Origin of the sequence: Pseudomonas sp. LB-090624 (assembly GCF_003205205.1) — a bacterium.
In the GTDB taxonomy this organism is placed as follows: domain Bacteria; phylum Pseudomonadota; class Gammaproteobacteria; order Pseudomonadales; family Pseudomonadaceae; genus Aquipseudomonas.
The window spans coordinates 34,585-52,581 of the sequence record NZ_QJRL01000009.1 but is presented as its reverse complement, the minus strand read 5'-3'; the positions used below and the strand labels follow the sequence as shown (position 1 = coordinate 52,581).

At 63.6% G+C, this 17,997-nt stretch carries 15 protein-coding genes; 9 read left to right on the top strand and 6 right to left on the bottom strand.

The genetic code is table 11. From position 1 onward, the window contains the following. The first annotated feature begins 60 nt into the window (after positions 1 to 60). The 5 genes from gnd to DMX11_RS11505 all read left to right on the top strand — a co-directional run bounded on the left by gnd (position 61) and on the right by DMX11_RS11505 (position 5,264). Positions 61 to 1,044 carry a phosphogluconate dehydrogenase (NAD(+)-dependent, decarboxylating) gene (gene gnd / locus DMX11_RS11520; RefSeq protein WP_110744646.1) on the top strand — a complete coding sequence of 328 codons (984 nt, stop codon included), beginning with the start codon at positions 61 to 63 and terminating at the stop codon, positions 1,042 to 1,044. Beyond that, positions 1,041 to 2,546: a glucose-6-phosphate dehydrogenase gene (zwf, locus tag DMX11_RS11515; RefSeq protein WP_110744645.1), complete on the top strand. Its 1,506-nt coding sequence runs from the start codon at positions 1,041 to 1,043 to the stop codon at positions 2,544 to 2,546. The genes gnd and zwf overlap by 4 nt, the downstream gene beginning before the upstream one ends. Positions 2,547 to 2,551: 5 nt before the next feature. Then, positions 2,552 to 4,405 carry a glycoside hydrolase family 15 protein gene (locus DMX11_RS11510; protein ID WP_256590600.1) on the top strand — a complete coding sequence of 618 codons (1,854 nt, stop codon included), beginning with the start codon at positions 2,552 to 2,554 and terminating at the stop codon, positions 4,403 to 4,405. 86 nt (positions 4,406 to 4,491) lie between these two features. Further along, on the top strand, positions 4,492 to 4,644 hold the full coding sequence (locus tag DMX11_RS26035) for a hypothetical protein (RefSeq protein WP_177410737.1): 153 nt from the start codon (positions 4,492 to 4,494) through the stop codon (positions 4,642 to 4,644). Next, the gene (locus DMX11_RS11505) at positions 4,644 to 5,264 is read left to right on the top strand and encodes a TetR/AcrR family transcriptional regulator (RefSeq protein WP_110744735.1); all 621 of its coding nucleotides are present in this window, start codon (positions 4,644 to 4,646) and stop codon (positions 5,262 to 5,264) included. Before DMX11_RS26035 ends, DMX11_RS11505 begins: the two co-directional genes overlap by 1 nt. 37 nt (positions 5,265 to 5,301) lie before the next feature. Here DMX11_RS11505 and preA read toward each other — a convergent pair whose 3' ends face one another. The 3 genes from preA to hydA all read right to left on the bottom strand — a co-directional run bounded on the left by preA (position 5,302) and on the right by hydA (position 9,465). Next, the gene (gene preA, locus DMX11_RS11500; RefSeq protein ID WP_110744643.1) at positions 5,302 to 6,576 is read right to left on the bottom strand and encodes an NAD-dependent dihydropyrimidine dehydrogenase subunit PreA; all 1,275 of its coding nucleotides are present in this window, start codon (positions 6,574 to 6,576) and stop codon (positions 5,302 to 5,304) included. Further along, a complete protein-coding gene (locus tag DMX11_RS11495; protein WP_110744642.1) occupies positions 6,577 to 7,944 on the bottom strand; it encodes an NAD(P)-dependent oxidoreductase in 1,368 nt (455 codons plus the stop codon). Between the two features lie 81 nt (positions 7,945 to 8,025). Next, positions 8,026 to 9,465, bottom strand: a complete 1,440-nt coding sequence (gene hydA / locus DMX11_RS11490) for a dihydropyrimidinase (RefSeq protein WP_110744641.1) — start codon at positions 9,463 to 9,465, stop codon at positions 8,026 to 8,028. Between the two features lie 341 nt (positions 9,466 to 9,806). On the opposite strand from hydA, the gene DMX11_RS11485 reads away from it, so the two are divergent. Next, on the top strand, positions 9,807 to 11,312 hold the full coding sequence (locus DMX11_RS11485; RefSeq protein ID WP_110744640.1) for an NCS1 family nucleobase:cation symporter-1: 1,506 nt from the start codon (positions 9,807 to 9,809) through the stop codon (positions 11,310 to 11,312). Between the two features lie 11 nt (positions 11,313 to 11,323). Beyond that, positions 11,324 to 12,607 (top strand): Zn-dependent hydrolase, encoded by a 1,284-nt coding sequence (locus tag DMX11_RS11480; protein WP_110744639.1) that lies wholly within the window; start codon positions 11,324 to 11,326, stop codon positions 12,605 to 12,607. Here DMX11_RS11480 and DMX11_RS11475 read toward each other — a convergent pair. From DMX11_RS11475 to nhaB, 3 genes are all read right to left on the bottom strand, one after another. Further along, complete coding sequence (locus tag DMX11_RS11475) at positions 12,604 to 13,563, bottom strand: ribonuclease Z (protein ID WP_110744638.1); 960 nt, start codon at positions 13,561 to 13,563, stop codon at positions 12,604 to 12,606. The two genes, DMX11_RS11480 and DMX11_RS11475, sit on opposite strands and share 4 nt — an antisense overlap. An 88-nt stretch (positions 13,564 to 13,651) precedes the next feature. Then, the gene (locus tag DMX11_RS11470) at positions 13,652 to 14,197 is read right to left on the bottom strand and encodes a lipocalin family protein (RefSeq protein ID WP_110744637.1); all 546 of its coding nucleotides are present in this window, start codon (positions 14,195 to 14,197) and stop codon (positions 13,652 to 13,654) included. Positions 14,198 to 14,625: 428 nt separating this feature from the next. Next, positions 14,626 to 16,128: a sodium/proton antiporter NhaB gene (gene nhaB, locus DMX11_RS11465; protein WP_110744636.1), complete on the bottom strand. Its 1,503-nt coding sequence runs from the start codon at positions 16,126 to 16,128 to the stop codon at positions 14,626 to 14,628. Between the two features lie 150 nt (positions 16,129 to 16,278). Between nhaB and DMX11_RS11460 the strand changes: the two genes are divergently transcribed. Next, positions 16,279 to 17,091 (top strand): crotonase/enoyl-CoA hydratase family protein, encoded by an 813-nt coding sequence (locus tag DMX11_RS11460; protein WP_110744635.1) that lies wholly within the window; start codon positions 16,279 to 16,281, stop codon positions 17,089 to 17,091. Between the two features lie 36 nt (positions 17,092 to 17,127). Next, positions 17,128 to 17,958 (top strand): NAD(+) diphosphatase, encoded by an 831-nt coding sequence (gene nudC, locus DMX11_RS11455; RefSeq protein ID WP_110744634.1) that lies wholly within the window; start codon positions 17,128 to 17,130, stop codon positions 17,956 to 17,958. Positions 17,959 to 17,997: the final 39 nt, after the last annotated feature.

Below are 17,997 nucleotides of genomic sequence, written 5' to 3'. Positions count from 1 at the left end.
GGACTAATCTGAACAGCTGGACTGTGTTGACATCCATTTATGAAAGGGGAGCATCGGCTCATGCAACTGGGAATCGTCGGGCTGGGCCGCATGGGCGGCAATATCGCAAGGCGCCTGATGCGCGCCGGCCACCGTACCGTGGTGCACGACCGTAACCGTGAGGCCATCAGCGGCCTGGAGGGCGAGGGCGCCCAAGGGGCGCATGACCTGGGTGCGCTGGTACAAAAGCTGAAAGCGCCGCGCGCGGTGTGGGTGATGCTGCCAGCAGGTGAGCCCACCGAACAGACCATCGCCCAGCTGGCCGAGTTGCTGGAACCGGGTGATGCGATCATCGACGGCGGCAACACGTTCTACAAGGACGACATGCGCCGCGCGGCTGAGTTGGCCAAGCGCGGCCTGCATTACCTGGACGTCGGCACTTCCGGCGGGGTGTGGGGCCTGGACCGCGGCTATTGCATGATGATTGGCGGCGAGAAGGACGTGTTCGAGCGCTTGGAACCGCTGTTCAAGGCGTTGGCACCGGGTGTGGGCGACATCCCGCGTACCCATGGCCGCAGCGGCGAGCACCAGCGTGCCGAGCATGGCTATATCCACGCCGGCCCACCTGGGGCCGGGCACTACGTGAAAATGGTCCATAACGGCATCGAGTACGGCTTGATGCAGGCCTATGCCGAAGGCTTCGACCTGCTGCGCAGCAAGGGTGGCGACGAGCTACCGCAAGACCAGCGCTTCGACCTCAACGTGGCCGAGATCGCCGAAGTGTGGCGGCGTGGCAGCGTGGTGACCTCTTGGCTGCTCGACCTTACTGCCGATGCGCTGGTGGCCGACCCGCAGCTTGCCCAGTTCAGTGGTTCGGTGTCCGACAGTGGCGAAGGCCGCTGGACCATCGATGCCGCAGTGGAGCAGGCCGTACCGGTGCCGGTGTTGTCCAGTGCACTGTTCGCGCGTTTCCGTTCACGCCAGCAGCAAGGCACCTACGGTGACAAGATTCTCTCGGCCATGCGCCTGGGCTTCGGTGGCCATGTCGAGAAAAAAGGCGAATGACTAAACAGACCATACCCGCTGCCCCTCCATGCACCCTGTTCCTGTTCGGCGCCAATGGCGACCTGGTCAAGCGCCTGCTGATGCCGGCGCTGTACAACCTCAGCCGCGACGGTTTGCTGGACCGCAACCTGCGCATCGTCGGCGTCGACCATAACCCGGCCAGCGCCGAAGATTTCGCCGAGCGCCTGCATGCGTTCATGGTCGAGCGTGACAAGGGCGGCGAGGGTGCGGCAAGGTGCCTGGACGAAAAGCTCTGGGCCCGCCTGGCCAAGCGTCTGGATTACCAGACTGGCGATTTCCTCGACCCGGCCACTTATGCTGCCATCGGCAAACGCATCGACAAAACCAGCCATGGCAACGCCATTTTCTACCTGGCTACCTCCCCGCGTTTTTTCCCGGAAGTGGCACAGCGTCTGGGTGAAGCCGGCTTGTTGGACGAGTCCGCCGGTGGTTTTCGCCGGGTAGTGGTCGAGAAACCTTTCGGCACCGACCTGGCCAGCGCCGAGGCCCTCAATGCCTGCCTGCTGAAAGTGATGGGCGAGCGGCAGATCTACCGCATCGACCATTACCTGGGGAAGGAGACGGTGCAGAACATTCTGGTCAGCCGCTTCTCCAACGGGCTGTTCGAATCGTTCTGGAACAATCACTACATCGACCACGTGCAGATCACCGCTGCAGAAACCGTCGGTGTCGAAACCCGCGGTGCCTTTTACGATGGCACCGGCGCCCTGCGCGACATGGTGCCAAATCACCTGTTCCAGTTGCTGGCGATGGTGGCCATGGAACCGCCAGCTGCGTTCGGTGCTGACGCCGTGCGCGGCGAAAAGGCCAAGGTGGTCGGCGCCATCCGCCCCTGGTCGGCCAAGATGGCGCTGAAGAACTCCGTGCGTGGCCAGTACGGCAGTGGCAGGCAGGGGCGCAAGCAACTGCCCGGCTACCGCCAGGAGGCCAACGTTGCGCCTGACAGCCAGACCGAAACTTACGTGGCGCTGAAAGTGATGATCGACAACTGGCGCTGGGCCGGCGTGCCGTTCTACCTGCGTACCGGCAAGCGCATGAGCGTGCGCGACACCGAAATCGCCATCTGCTTCAAGCCTGCGCCGTATGCGCAGTTCCGCGAGTCTGAACTGGAGCGGCCCAAGCCCAACTACCTGAAAATCCAGATCCAGCCCAACGAAGGCATGTGGTTCGACCTGCAGGCCAAGCGGCCTGGGCCGGAGCTGGTGATGGAGAACGTCGAGCTGGGTTTCGCCTACAAGGACTTCTTCAAGATGACCCCGGCCACTGGCTACGAGACGTTGATCTACGACTGCCTGACCGGTGACCAGACGCTGTTCCAGCGGGCCGACAACATCGAGAACGGTTGGCGTGCTGTGCAGCCATTCCTTGATGCCTGGGCCCAGGGTGGTGAGGTGCATGAGTACCCGGCTGGTGAGGATGGGCCCGAGGCTGGCCATGAGCTGCTGACCCGGGACAAGCGCGAGTGGCACCGGTTGGGGTGAGACGTTTGCAAGCGCCTGAGCCGCGAAAGGGCCGGCACAGGCGATCAAATCAAGGAGGCTTGATGCCCGCCCATATTGAAGACTACGCCCTGCTGGGCAACTGCCGCAGTGCCGCCCTGGTCAGCCGTGATGGCGCGCTCGACTGGCTGTGCCTGCCACGGTTCGACGCCCCTGCGGTATTCGCCGCCCTGCTGGGCAACGAAGAAAACGGCCGCTGGCGCCTGGCCCCTTGCGACCCGGTCGAGCACAGCAGCCGCCAATACCTGGGCGACACCCTGGTACTGGAAACCACTTGGGTCACCGCCACTGGCCGTGCCCGTGTACTCGATTTCATGCCGCTGGGGGAAGTCAATTCGGTCGTGCGCATCGTCGAAGGCATCGCTGGCGAAACCCATTTCGAAATGGACCTGGTCATGCGCTTCGACTATGGCCGCAGCGTGCCCTGGGTCGAGCGCCTGGAGCCGTTGATCCTCAGCGCTGTCGCTGGCCCTGACCGGTTGATCTTGAGCAGCACCGTGCCCCCGCAAGCCCGCGACCACCATACCGGCTGCCGCTTTCGCGTCAGCACGGGCCAGCGCCAGGTCTTCAGCCTGCGTCACCAGCCCTCGCACTTGCCGGTGCAGCCCGACTGCAACATCGACGAAGCCCTGGCAAACACCTGCGAGCAGTGGCAGGCCTTCGCCGACCGCTGCCCGCAGGTAGGGCCGTATACCGCTCTGGTGCGCCGCTCGCTGCTCACCCTCAAGGCCATGACCTACGCCCCTACCGGCGGTATTGTCGCCGCCGTCACCACCTCGCTGCCCGAGCGTGTAGGTGGCGAACGCAACTGGGACTACCGCTTCTGCTGGCTACGCGACGCCACCATGACCCTGCTGGCGTTCATGAACCTCGGCTACTTTGATGAGGCCCAGGCCTGGCGTGAATGGCTACTGCGCTCGGTGGCCGGCAACCCCGAACAGATGCAGATCATGTATGGCCTGGCGGGTGAACGCGACCTGCAGGAATACACCCTGCCGTGGCTGGCCGGCTACGAGCACTCACAGCCGGTGCGGGTGGGCAATGCCGCCTCGCAGCAGGTGCAGCTGGATATCTACGGCGAACTGGCCGACGCCATGAGCCAGGCGATCAGGGGCGGCTTGCCGCGCCACCCGCGCAGCGCCGCGATCTCTCGCTTGATCCTGCCCTACGTGGAGCGCATCTGGCGCGAGCCGGACGAAGGTATCTGGGAAGTGCGCGGTGGCCGCCAGCAGTTCGTCCACTCCAAAGTGATGGCCTGGGTGGCGTTCGACCGTGCCGCCGGGTTGGCCGACACCACCGAAGAAGGCCGCGAACAGGGTCAGCATTACCGCCAGGTGGCTGACGAGATCCGCCGGGAAGTGTGTGAGCACGGCCTGGACAGCAGCGGCACGTTCTTCGTCCAGGCCTATGGTTCGAGCGAGATGGACGCCAGCTTGTTGCAGATTGCCCTCACAGGCTTCCTGCCAGCCGATGACCCCCGCTTCTTGCGCACGCTGGAGCAGATCGAACAGCGCTTGCTGAAAAATGGCCTGCTGCTGCGCTACGACACCGACAGCTGCACCGATGGCCTGACCCCGGGTGAGGGCACCTTCTTGGTCTGTTCATTCTGGCTGGCGGATGTCTACGTGCTGCTGGGGCGCCAAGCCCAGGCGCAGGCGTTGTACGAACACCTGACTGGCCTGTGCAACGACCTTGGCTTGCTGGCTGAACAGTACGACCCGGCCGGCCAGCGCATGCTCGGCAACTACCCCCAGGCGTTCAGCCATATCGGCATCATCAACACCGCACTGAATCTGCACCGCGCACAGTGCCCGGCGCGCGACCGTGCGCGTTGCGCATAAGCCAGCCACGGCTGCACAGGGATTGCGCTCGCATCCAGAAACAAGCGGAGTAGACTAGGTCAAACACCATTCGGCACGGAGCATACATGGGTATTCGCGGTACGGATCGGCAGATCGACAACATCGAGTGCAACAAGGGTGGCTTCGACACGTTTGGGCCAGTGCGCCCAAATGAACGGCGCTTTCATTTCATCGATCCGGACGGTCATGAATTGGCGGTGTGGGCGGCCCAAGCCTGATGGCCAACCACAAGATCGAAATCCGTCGGCGCAACATCGACAAGATTCTGCAAGCGGCGGAAAAGGTGTTTGCCGAGAAAGGCTACGGCGCCACCTCCATGGGCGATATCGCCGAGCAGGCCGAATTGCCGCGCTCCAACCTGCATTACTACTTCAGTACCAAGGACGAGCTGTTCCGGGCGGTGCTGCAGGACCTGCTGGACGTGTGGAAGCAGGACGCACTCTGCTTCGAGAACTTCGATGACCCGCGCGTGGTGCTGACCAGCTACATCCGGGCGAAGATGGGCCATTCGCGCTCGCGGCCGCTGGGCTCGAAGATCTGGGCCGAAGAGATGCTGCACGGGGCACCAGTGCTGGGGGTGAACCTGGATGAAAGCCTGGTGCCTTGGGCGAAAATGAAGGAAGCCAAGATTCGCCGTTGGGTGGAGGAGGGGCGAATTCTGCCGGTCGAGCCGTCGGCGTTGCTGTACATGATCTGGGCGTCCACCCAGCACTATGCCGACTTTGGTTACCAGGTGCAGTTGCTCAATGGCGGGGAGGTGCTGTCTGACATGGCGTTCGAAAGTGCAGTGCAGACGGTGACCAGCGTGATCTTGCGGGGGATCGGGCTGGAGCCGTGACCCCGCGAAGGGGGCTGCAGGGCAGCCCCCCATTGCTTCAACTGGCCTCGCGGTACGGGTTACGCGGATCCTGCGTCCAGTTCAGGTACGGCTTGCCGGTGTCTTGTGCCTCCATTTCGATGCAGTTTTCCACTGGGCAGGTGATCTGGCAGAGGTTGCAGCCCACGCATTCCTCCTCGATAACGCTGTAGGCATGCGTACCGTCAGATTTCAGCGTGCTGGCAATGGCCTGGTGCGAAGTATCCTCGCAGGCAATGTGGCAACGCCCACAGCCTATGCACGCCTCCTGGTCGATACGCGCCACCGACTTGAAGTTGATATCCAGGTACTTCCAGTCAGTGGTATGCCTCACCGCCTGTCCGCGGAACGCCTCGATAGTGCGGTGGCCATGCTGGTCCATCCAGCGTGCCAGGCCGTCCTTCATGTCTTCGACAATGCGGAAGCCATGCAACATCGCCGCCGTGCACACCTGCACCGCCCCACTGCCCAACGCCATGAATTCCGCTGCGTCGCGCCAGTTGCCGATGCCACCAATGCCACAAATCGGCAGGCCACGGGTTTCTGGGTCGCGAGCGATTTCCGCCACCATGTTGAGCGCAATCGGCTTCACCGCCGAACCGCAGTAACCGCCATGGGTGCTCTGGTCGCCAACGATGGGGTGGGCCACCATGCGGTCGAGGTCGACGCTGGTGATCGAGTTGATGGTGTTGATCAACGACACCGCATCAGCCCCGCCCCGGTGCGCAGCACGCGCCGACTGGCGGATATCGGTGATGTTCGGTGTGAGCTTGACGATCACCGGCAGTGAGCAGTACGTCTTGCACCATCGGGTGACCATTTCCACGTACTCCGGCACCTGGCCTACCGCTGCACCCATGCCGCGCTCCGGCATGCCGTGTGGGCAGCCGAAGTTCAGCTCGATGCCATCGGCCCCGGTGGCTTCCACCAGCGGCAGGATGAACTTCCACGATTCCTCCACGCACGGCACCATCAACGACACGATCAGCGCGCGGTCTGGCCAGTCCTTCTTCACCTGGGTGATTTCACGCAGGTTGATCTCCAGCGAGCGGTCGGTGATCAGCTCGATATTGTTGATGCCTTGTACCTGGCGGTTGGCGCCGTAGTGCGCTGAGTAGCGCGACGATACGTTGACCGCCGCCGGGTCTTCGCCCAAGGTCTTCCACACCACGCCGCCCCAGCCGGCTTCGAAGGCGCGGACCACGTTGTAGGCCTTGTCGGTAGGCGGTGCGGAGGCCAGCCAGAACGGGTTGGGTGCCTTGATACCGGCGAACACGATAGACAAGTCGGCCATTTACGCTGCCTCCACGTTGAGCATGAGTTGGGCATGGATGGCTTCGGCGGCCAGCTTGCCGTGTTGCACGGCCTGGACGGTGAGGTCCTGGCCAAGTGCCGTGCAGTCGCCGCCTGCGTATACGCCTGGCAGGTTGGTCTGCATGCTTGCGTCGACGCGGATACGTTCACCCTCGCGGGCCAGTTGGGCTGCCACCGGGTCGGTGAGGCTGGCAGCGTCGAAGCGCTGGCCGATGGCTTTGAAGATGGCGTCGGCGGCCAGTTCGAAGGTCTCCCCGGTATCGCGCAGGCGGCCTTCGGCCAGCTCGGTGCGGGCGAAGCGCATGCCGCGCACCTGGCCGACGTCATCCAGCAGCACGGCGTCGGGGCGGGCCCAGGTGTGCAGGCGTACCTGGTTGGCCTTGGCGATGTCCTGCTCGTGGCCGGTGGCGCCCATGTCCGCGTGGCCACGGCGATACACCAGGTTGACGTCGCGGGCGCCGAGGCGGCTCATTTGCACGGCCATGTCGATGGCGGTGTTGCCTGCGCCAATCACCAGGCAGCGGTCGGCCAACGGTAGCTGGCTCAGGTCATCGGCCTGGCGCAGTTCACGGATGTATTCGGTGGCGGCGAGCAGGCCGGGGGCCTCTTCATCCGGCAGGCCCAGCTGGCGCACCGCATTCAGGCCAAGGCCGAGGAACACCGCATCGTACTGGTCACGCAATTCGCCCAGGCTGAGGTTTCCGCCCAGGCGCTGACCAAGGCGAAGCTCGATACCACCGATGCCGAGCAGAAACTCCACTTCACGCTGGGCATAATCGTCGACCAGCTTGTAGCGGGCGATGCCGTACTCGTTGAGGCCGCCAGCCTTGTCGCAGGCCTCGAACACCACTACGTCATGCCCGTGCATGGCCAGCCGGTGGGCGCAGGACAGCCCCGCAGGGCCGGCGCCGACCACGGCGATACGCTTGCCGGTGGCGGGTGAGCGCTGGAACGGATGTTCACTGAATTGGGCGTTGTCCAAGGCATAGCGCTGCAGCTGGCCGATCAGCACCGGGGCGCACTCCTGCGCGTTGTTGCGCACACAGGCTTGCTGGCAAAGGATTTCGGTCGGGCAGACGCGGGCGCAGCTGCCGCCAAGGATGTTGGCCGAGAGGATGCGTTCGGCAGCGCCTTGCAGGTTCTCGTCGCTGATGCGGTGGATGAACGACGGGATGTCGATTTCGCTGGGGCACGCGTTGACGCAGGGGGCGTCGTAGCAATACAGGCAGCGTGCGCTCTCCACGGCGGCCTGGCGGGCGGTGAGGGGTGGGGCCAAGTCGCTGAAGCGCTCGGCCAGCTGGTCGGCGCCGGCGCGGGGGCGCGGCAAATGGTTCAGGGCGTTGGTCACGGTTGTAGCCTCTCTATTTTTTTAGGTGCAGGCGACAGGTAGTGCGGTGGATTCTGGGGCTGCACAGCAGCCCCAGTGGTTTCAGCGCTGAACAGGTATCGGCCGCTGCTGTTCCGCCCTGCGCCCCAGCACCTCGTACACCGAGGGATATGCCGGCCGTTCCACATACCGCCCCGCGCCCGGTTCGGCGCGCAGGTCGCCATCCGCCCAGAGCACCTTGCCCTGGCTGATGGTGTGGCTGGGGACTCCGCGCACGGTACGGCCTTCGAAGATGTTGAAGTCCACCCGCTGGTGGTGCGTCTGCGCCGAGATGGTGCGCGTGCCCTGCGGGTCCCACAGCACCAGGTCGGCGTCGGCGCCCACGCGGATGGCACCCTTGCGCGGGAACAGGTTGAAGATCTTGGCCGTGTTGGTCGACGTCAGCGCAACGAACTCGTGCATCGACAGGCGCCCGCTGTTCACCCCGGCATCCCACAGCACCGCCATGCGGTCCTCGATGCCGGCGGTGCCGTTGGGGATGCGGCTGAAGTCGTCGCGGCCCATGGCTTTTTGCTCGGCGCAGAAACAGCAGTGGTCGGTGGCGGTGGTGTGCAGGTTGCCCGACTGCAGGCCGCGCCACAGTGCCTCCTGGTGCTCACGCGGGCGGAACGGCGGGCTCATTACATAGCCGGCAGCTGTGGCCCAGTCCGGGTCACGGTACACGCTGTCGTCCAGCAGCAGGTGGCCGGGCAGGACCTCGCCGTATACCGGCTGGCCCTTGGCTCGCGCATAGGCGATTTCATCCAGCGCCTCACGGCTGGAAATGTGTACGACATACAGCGGCGTACCAATGGTTTCGGCGATGCGGATGGCACGGCTGGCCGCCTCACCTTCCACTTGCGAGGGGCGCGACAGGGGGTGTGCCTCAGGCCCGGTCAGGCCCTGGGCCAGTAGTTTCTTCTGCAGGTGGTAAACCAGTTCGCCGTTCTCGGCATGCACGGTGGGCACCGCGCCCAGTTCCAGGCAGCGCTCGAAGCTGGCCACCAGGGTGTCGTCGGCGGCCATGATCGCATGCTTGTAGGCCATGAAATGCTTGAAGCTGTTCACGCCATGCTTGGCCACCAGTTCGCCCATTTCCTCGGCCACCTGATCGCTCCACCAGGTAATGGCGACGTGGAAGCCATAGTCGCTGGCACTTTTCTGGGCCCAGCCGCGCCAGGTATGGAAAGCCTCCAGCAACGACTGCTGCGGGTTGGGGATGACGAAGTCGATGATCGACGTGGTGCCACCGGCAAGGCCTGCCGCAGTGCCACTGAAGAAGTCTTCGCTGGCCACGGTGCCCATGAACGGCAACTGCATGTGGGTGTGCGGGTCGATGCCGCCTGGCATCAGGTACTGGCCGCTGCCGTCGAGGATCTCGCAGTCGGTGGGTGGTTCGAGGTTTTGCCCAATGGCACGGATCAGGCCATCGGCACACAGGACATCGGCGGGGTAGCTCTCTTCGTGAGTAACTACGGTGGCGCCACGGATCAACAGGGACATGCCGTTTTCCTCGCAGGCTGACCGGTCTTGGCCGGTTCTTTGCATTGTCATGGAGGCCGGGCGGACAGGGCGGTCAATCCTGTCAGGCCTGACAAGATTCGAGGCTAGATGCTGATTCTGGATTCAGCAAGAAAATTTTCCCATTAATTTTGTGGTTTTTAAGTAGTTGATATTTAAGGAATTATTTTAAAGCGAAGATCGGCGACGGGGTTTTCAGGCTATTTGACTAACTTGACAAGATGAAAATCTGGTCGAGATTTCTATGCACATTCCGCGTGCGAACTCCGGTCATCGAATCAGCCTGATGAGCGAAAAATAGAAGAAAAACTGGAGAAGGGCCTATGCAACAGAGCAGATCGGAAGTGGTCGAGCAAGATGGCCTGTACGAGCTGTCCGAGGGCAGCGATGTTCTCGACAGCCCGCGCTACAACCACGATATAGCACCGACCAAAGTACACCAGCGCACCTGGAACAAATGGCACATCACCGCCCTGTGGGTGGGCATGTCCATCTGCGTACCCACCTACACCCTCGGCGGCGTGCTCACCGCCTACTTCGGCCTCAGCGTTGGCGAAGCGCTGCTGGCGATCCTGCTGGCCAACGTCATCGTACTTATCCCGCTTACCCTCAACGCCTTCCCCGGCACGCAGTACGGCATCCCGTTCCCGGTGCTGCTGCGTTCGTCGTTCGGCATTCTCGGCTCCAACGTACCGTGCCTGATCCGCGCAGTGGTGGCCTGTGGTTGGTTCGGTATCCAGACCATGTTCGGCGGGCTGGCCATTCACCTGTTCCTTGGTTCGGTGTTTGACGGTTGGAAGGCGCTGGGCGGGACAGGGGAGGTGATTGGCTTCATGATCTTCTGGTGCCTGAACCTGTGGGTGGTGCTGCGCGGCGCCGAGTCGATCAAGTGGCTGGAAACGCTGTCGGCACCGCTGCTGGTGGCAGTGGGCGTCGGTCTGCTGTTCTGGGCCTTGCCGCACATGTCGATGACCGAGCTACTGGCCCAGCCACCTAAACGCCCGGAAGGCGCCAGTGTGGTCAGCTACTTCTGTGCCGGGCTCACGGCCATGGTCGGCTTCTGGGCCACGTTGTCGCTGAACATTCCCGACTTCAGCCGTTACGCCCGCAGCCAGAAGGACCAGATTCTCGGGCAGATCTTCGGCCTGCCGCTGACCATGTTCCTGTTCGCCTCGCTGGGCGTGGTGCTGACTGCGGCCTCGGCGTCGCTGGTGGGCGAGACGGTGTCCGACCCGGTGAGCCTGATCGGCAAGATCCACAGCCCGTTCTGGGTAGCGTTGGCCATGGCGTTGATCGTGATCGCCACGCTGTCGACCAACACTGCGGCGAATATCGTGTCGCCGACCAATGACTTTCAGAACATCGCCCCACGCCTGATCGGGCGCAGCCGTGCGGTATGGCTGACCGGCTTTATCGGCCTGGCGCTCATGGGGCATGAGCTGCTGAAGAAGCTGGGCTGGATCGTCTCTGACCTGAGCCTGGAGAGCGTGTATTCCAATTGGTTGCTGGGCTACTCCAGCCTGCTCGGGCCGATAGCCGGGATCATGGTGGTGGACTACTTCCTGGTCCGCCGTCAGCAGCTGGACCTGGCCGGGCTGTATCGCGACGACGTGTATCCAGCGTGGAACTGGCCCGGTTTTGCCGCCTTCGCATTGCCGGTGGGCCTGACGGTGATGGCGATTGGCAACAGCAGTTTCAGCTGGTTCTACGACTATGGCTGGTTTACCGGCTCGCTGCTGGGCGGCGCGCTGTACTACGTCTTCGCCGGTTTGGCTGTGGGAGCGGGTTCACCCGCAAGGAAGCCTGCACCGACCACCAAAAAAGCCTGAAGGAGAAACCCGTGACCCCAGTCAAAGAGATCCTGAAGACCCCTACCCGGCACGTCGACAGCAACCGCTTGTGGCAATCGCTGATGGACCTGGCCCGCCTCGGAGCCACCGCCAAGGGCGGTGTCTGCCGCCTGGCGCTGACCGATCTCGACCGGCAGGCCCGCGACTTGTTCGTGCAATGGTGCGAGGCTGCCGGCTGCACGGTCAGCATTGACGCCGTCGGCAACATCTTCGCCCGCCGCCCCGGGCGCAACCCCAAGTTGCCACCGGTCATGACCGGGAGCCATATCGACACCCAGCCCACCGGGGGCAAGTTCGATGGCTGCTTTGGGGTGATGGCCGGGCTGGAGGTGATCCGCACCCTCAATGACCTGGGCGTGGAAACCGAAGCACCGCTGGAAGTGGTGGTGTGGACCAACGAAGAAGGCTCGCGCTTTGCCCCGTGCATGATGGGCTCGGGGGTGTTCGCTGGCAAGTTCACCCTCGAAGACACCCTGGCCAAGCGCGATGCCCAGGGCGTCAGTGTTGGCGAAGCGCTGAACGCCATCGGCTACGCTGGCTCGCGCGCTGTGCTAGGCCACCCGGTGGGGGCGTATTTCGAAGCGCATATCGAGCAAGGGCCGATTCTTGAGGACCAGGCCAAGACCATCGGTGTGGTCCTTGGCGCCCTGGGCCAGAAGTGGTTCGACCTGACCTTGCGCGGCGTCGAAGCGCATGCCGGCCCAACGCCCATGCACCTGCGCAAGGACGCGCTGGTGGGCGCCGCCGCCGTGGTGGAGGCGGTCAACCGCACCGCCCTCGGCCACCAGCCACACGCCTGCGGCACGGTGGGTTGCCTGCAGGCCTACCCCGGGTCGCGCAATGTGATCCCGGGTGAGGTGCGCATGACCCTGGACTTCCGTCACCTTGAAGGCGAACAGTTGAATGCGATGATCGCCGACGTGCGCACGGTGATCGAAGCGACCTGTGCCAAGCATGGCCTCAGCCACGAACTGGTGCCCACGGCCGACTTCCCGGCGTTGTACTTCGACAAGGGTTGTGTCGATGCGGTGCGTGAATCGGCCAAGGCGCTGGGTTTGCCGCACATGGACATTGTCAGTGGGGCCGGGCATGACGCCATCTTCCTGGCCGAGCTTGGGCCGGCGGGGATGATTTTCGTCCCGTGCGAGAACGGCATCAGCCACAACGAGATCGAGAACGCCACACCTGATGACCTGGCGGCTGGCTGCGCAGTGTTGCTACGGGCGATGTTGGCGGCGTCGGAGGCAATTGCCAGCGGGCGATTGGCGGCCTAAGCACTGGCCTCAAGATGGCCGTTACGGCCAAGGTGATAGCGCTGCAGGTCCTGCGCCAGGGTCAACTGCCCGCTGTAATGGGCGAGGGCCTCGTCGCGCACGTTGTCGATGTGCGGGCTACGGCGTGGGTCGTTCTGGTAGCGGGCGCTGAAATGCGTCAGTACCAGGTTGCGCACGCCAGTGGCCTCGGCAAAGCGTGCCACCTCAGCGGCCGTGCTGTGGCCGAACGTGCCCCCGGTGCGTTCGACCACTGCCTGGGTGAAGGTGGCTTCGTGCACCAGTACATCCGCCCCCCTGGCGACGGCTGCCAGCAGTTCTGGTTGGTCGTTGTCCCCGCACACGATTACCCGCCGTGGCGGGCGCGAAGGCCGCAGGTAGTCGTTGCCGTTCAGCAACTGCCCGTTGTAATTGACGGTCAACCCCTTGGCCAGCCCGCCCCACAGCGGGCCACGGGGTATGCCCTCGGCTTCCAGACGCTGGATGTCCAGGCGTGGCTCAGGGTTGATTTCGGTGAATACGAAACCCACGCTGGGCACCCGGTGCGACAGTTGCACGGTGGTCACCTGCAGGGTCTCGCTGCGCCATTCGCTCACCGCTTCCACGGGCAACAGGCGCAGCTCGAACGGCAGGAAGGTGTCGCTGGCAAGCAGGCCCTGCCGTACCCAGTCGTGGAGTGCGGCGGGCAGGATCACCTCCAGCGGCTGCGTGCGCCCGCTCATGCCCGCGCTGGCCAGCAAGCCGGGCAGGCCGAAGCAATGGTCACCATGCACGTGGGTGATGAAGATCGCGCGCAGGTCGCGGATCGAAAGCGGGGTGTGTAGCAGCCGGTGCTGGGTGCCTTCGCCACAATCGACCAGATACCAGTGGCTGCCACTCGCTTCGATCACGGCCGTGGCGCTGACATTGCGTGCCTTGGTGGGCACCCCGGCGGAGGTGCCGAGGAACAGCAGGTCCATACTCAGGCTCCTGTTTCAGGCCAGAAGCGACCGAGATGATAGGGGACGGCACACCTTAGCCGGATTGCCGCCCGCCGTCGACGGCCTGCTAGTCAGCCTGTCGCCAGATGAGCTTGCTGGTGTCATAACCTTGCTCGCGGGCGATGGTCAGCAGTTGTTCGCGCTGCTGGTCCGTGATTGCAGGCGTGCGCGAGAGCAGCCACAGGTATTCGCGGTTGGGGTGGCCGACCAGCGCCACACGGTAGTCCTTGTCGTGGTACAGCACCCAGTACTCGCCCTTGGTCAGGCCCGGTGCCAGGCGGCTGAACCAGTTGTCGAAGCGCACCCACAGCTTGTCGGTGCTGCCCGGCTGCTGGGCCTCGGCGATGCCTTTGGCTTCATTCCACTGGCCGTCCTTTTCCTGGCAGCGATTGGTTACATCGATACGGCCGTCCTCGCGCAAGCCGTAGCGTGCCTCGGACTTCACACAGTTACGTTGGAAGAACATCGGCAGTCGTGCCAGTTCATACCAAGTGCCCTGGTAGCGTTGCAAGTCGACCTGCTGGGTGCGCGGCGGTGCCGGGTGATCGTTGCCGGCGCAGCCGAGCAGGGCCAGGGTCATGCAGGAAAGCAGCAGTGTGGTGCGCAGCGCCATGAGAGACCTCCTTGGAGCGGATGGGGCTTACCTGGGGTTTGATGCGTTAGCGGGGCAAAAGTTGTATGGGAGTGGGGCATGTCTTTACATTGCAGTATGGCTGCGGGGGGCATGGCTCAAGCGTCATTTCGACCGTGAGATCGAGCGCCGCCCGCGCGGCGCATCGCGAGCTGCGCTCGCTCCTACGTTTGTTTCGGGCCAGTATTGCCTGCGCCAGCGCGCGCGACCGCCTTGTTCGTTCTACACAATATCGAGGCGGGCACCAAGGCGGGCGCGCGCCTCTGCCCCAGGAATAACTGGCCCGAAACGAACGTAGGAGCGAGCGCAGCTCGCGATGCGCCGCGCGGGCGGCGCTCGATCTCACAAACGACATCCCCCTGAAGCCATGCACCCCCAAACTGATGCACCCTCGCGCCAAACGGAGCACCTCACAGCCAGTACGTCACCGCCCACCACCCCAACCCGCCCATCACCACGGTGTAGGGCAGCGCCATCCACACCATCCGCCCATACGACAGCCGGATCAGCGGCGCGATTGCCGAGGTCAGCAGGAACAGGAATGCCGCCTGCCCATTCGGCGTCGCCACGCTGGGCAAGTTGGTGCCGGTGTTGATTGCCACTGCCAGCGTCTCGAAGTGCTCGCGGCTCATGCCGCCGTTGATAAACGCTTGCTTCACTTCGGTGATGTAGATGGTGGCAACGAACACATTGTCGCTGATCGCCGAGAGCAAGCCGTTGGCCAGGTACAGCATGCCCGGTTGCTGTTCGGCCGGTAGCGTCAGTACCCAGCTGATCAACGGGCTGAACAGTTGCTGCTGGTGGATCACCGCGACCACGGCGAAGAACACCACCAGCAACGAGGTGAACGGCATGGCGTCCTGGAAGGCCCGGCCCAGCCGGTGCTCATCGGTGATACCGGTAAACGCCGTGATCAGCACGATCACCATCAGGCCGATCAGGCCAACCTCGGCCACATGCAGCCCCAGGCACACGATCAGGATCAACGCAGCCACCCCCTGGACCCACAGCGCCAGACGCTGGGCCTGGGTGCGTGCGGCATCATCCTCGGCGGCATAGGCAGCCAGTACTTGGCGCACTGTCTCAGGCATCAGCGTGCCGTAGCCGAACAGGCGCAGCTTTTCCAGCAACACGCAGGTCAGCAGGCCGGCACCCAGCACCGGTATGGACACGGGCGCCACCTTGAGGAAAAAGTCAGCGAAGTGCCAGCCCATCTCGTGGCCGATCAGCAGGTTCTGCGGCTCGCCCACCAGCGTGCAAACGCCACCCAGGGCAGTACCCACTGCGCCGTGCATCAGCAAGCTGCGCAGGAACGCGCGAAACTGGTTCAGGTCATCACGGTGCAACTGCGCCACTTGCTGGTCGCTGTCCAGTGCGCTGTCTTCACGCGGGTTGGCACCGGATGCTACGCGATGGTAGACCGCATAAAAGCCGACCGCGGCGCTGATGATCACGGCTGTCACGGTCAGCGCATCGAGAAACGCCGAAAGGAACGCCGACAGTACGCAGAACAGTAGCGAGAGCATGGCTTTCGAACGCACACCCAGCAGAATGCGCGAGAACAGGAACAGCAGCAGCTCCTTCATGAAATGGATACCGGCGACCATGAACATCAGTAGCAGGATTACCGGGAAGTTGTGCAGCAACTCCTCGTACAGCGCCTGCGGCGTGGTCATCTGCAACAGCAGCGCTTCAACCAGCAACAGGCCACCGGGCATCAGCGGGTAGCACTTCAGCGCCATGCCCAGGGTGAAGATGAACTCGAGCACCAACGCCCAGCCGGCTGCAACCGGGCCTACGGTTACCAGCAGCAGTGGGTTCAGCAGCAGGAACAGGCAGATGACCGCCTTGTACCAAAGCGGCGACTGGCCCAGAAAACCGTGGGCGAGGGTGCCGGTCATTGAGCGTGACATGAATATGTATCCTTATAATTCGGCGATGGCGCACGGTGCCGGATCGGCGCGCCTTAGGCAAGGCGTGCAGTCCCGTTTTTGGCACAAGTGCGGCCATTGGGCTGGGTTACCATCCGCGTCATGAATTCTTCACCCACAGGAGTGCCGCCCGTGACCGAGTACAGCGCATTCAAGGTCGAACTGACCGACAATATCGCCCACGTTCAGATCAACCGCCCGGAGAAGGTCAACGCGATGAACGCGGCTTTCTGGGAAGAGATCGTTGCTATCTTTCGCTGGATCGACGAAACCGATGCTGTTCGGGTGGTGGTGATCAGCGGCGCTGGCAAGCACTTCTCCGCCGGTATCGATCTGATGATGCTGGCTTCGCTGGCCGGGCAAATGGGCAAGGACGTGGGGCGCAATGCGCGCTTCCTGCGCAGCACCATCCAGCGCCTGCAGGCCTCATTCACTGCCGTGGACAAATGCCGCAAACCCGTACTGGCGGCCGTGCAGGGCTACTGCATCGGCGGCGCCATCGACCTCATCTCGGCGTGCGACATGCGCTACTGCAGCGGTGATGTGCAGTTCTCGATCAAGGAAATCGACATGGGCATGGCCGCCGATGTCGGCACACTGCAACGTTTGCCACGTATCATCGGCGACGGCATGATGCGTGAGCTGGCGTTCACCGGGCGCAACGTTGCGGCCGATGAGGCCCTGCGCATCGGCCTGGTCAACCGGGTCTATGATGATCAGGCCGCGCTGATGGACGGAGTCTTTGCCATCGCCCGCGAGATTGCCGCAAAATCGCCGATCGCCGTGGCCGGCACCAAGGAAATGCTCAGCTACATGCGTGACCATCGCATCGACGATGGCCTGGACTACATCGCCACCTGGAACGCCGCGATGCTGCAGTCCGAAGACCTGCGCGTGGCTGTGGCGGCGCACATGAGCAAACAGAAACCGACGTTCGCCGACTGATCCGGCCGGGGGACGCGCAGTAAAGGAACCCCCGACATGTCAGCACGCTGGACTACCGCAGTACTCGACCCGCAGATTTCCGGAGGGCTGGCCGTGGCGCGCAGCCCGGAAGGTTTTTTGCTGGACGCCAATGGCGCGCTGTTCCCCCGCGACTGGCTCAAGCGCCAGGACCTCGACGTATTGTGCGAGCACGGTATCGGCCACTTCGACGGCCAGCCGGTGTTCCTGTTGGAGCTGCGCAGTGCCAGCGACGTGCCCGGCTGCAGCTGGCGGGGGTTGCGTGCGTTCATGCTGGAAGGCGACTCCGATCTCTACAAAGTGCTGGGCTATGCCGCGCAGATCGGCACCTGGGCCCGCGAGCATCGTTTCTGCGGCAGCTGCGGCCAGGCGATGACGCAAATTCGATGGGAGCGGGCGATGTATTGCCAGCCCTGCGACCTGCGCAGCTATCCGCGCATTTCACCCAGCATGATCGTGCTGGTGACCCGTGGTGATGAAATCCTGCTGGCGCGTTCGCCACGCTTCGTCACCGGCGTGTACAGCACCCTGGCAGGTTTTGCCGAGCCAGGTGAATCGGCCGAAGACTGCCTGGTGCGCGAAGTGCGGGAAGAGGTGGCGGTAGAGGTGCAGAACATCCAGTACGTGGGCAGCCAGTGCTGGCCGTTCCCGCATTCGATGATGTTGGGTTTCCATGCCGAGTATGCCGGGGGCGAGATAGTCATGCAGCCGGACGAGATCGAGGACGCCCAGTGGTTCAACGTCCACGACCTGCCGCCGCTGCCGGCCGGGCGGTCCATTGCCCGGTACCTGATCGACTTGTACGTTGCGCGGCGGCTAGGCTGTGCTATTCCGGCTTTCCCGTCCTAACTGCAGTCAGCAATGTTCTCCGACTAGGCGCAGGGCCTT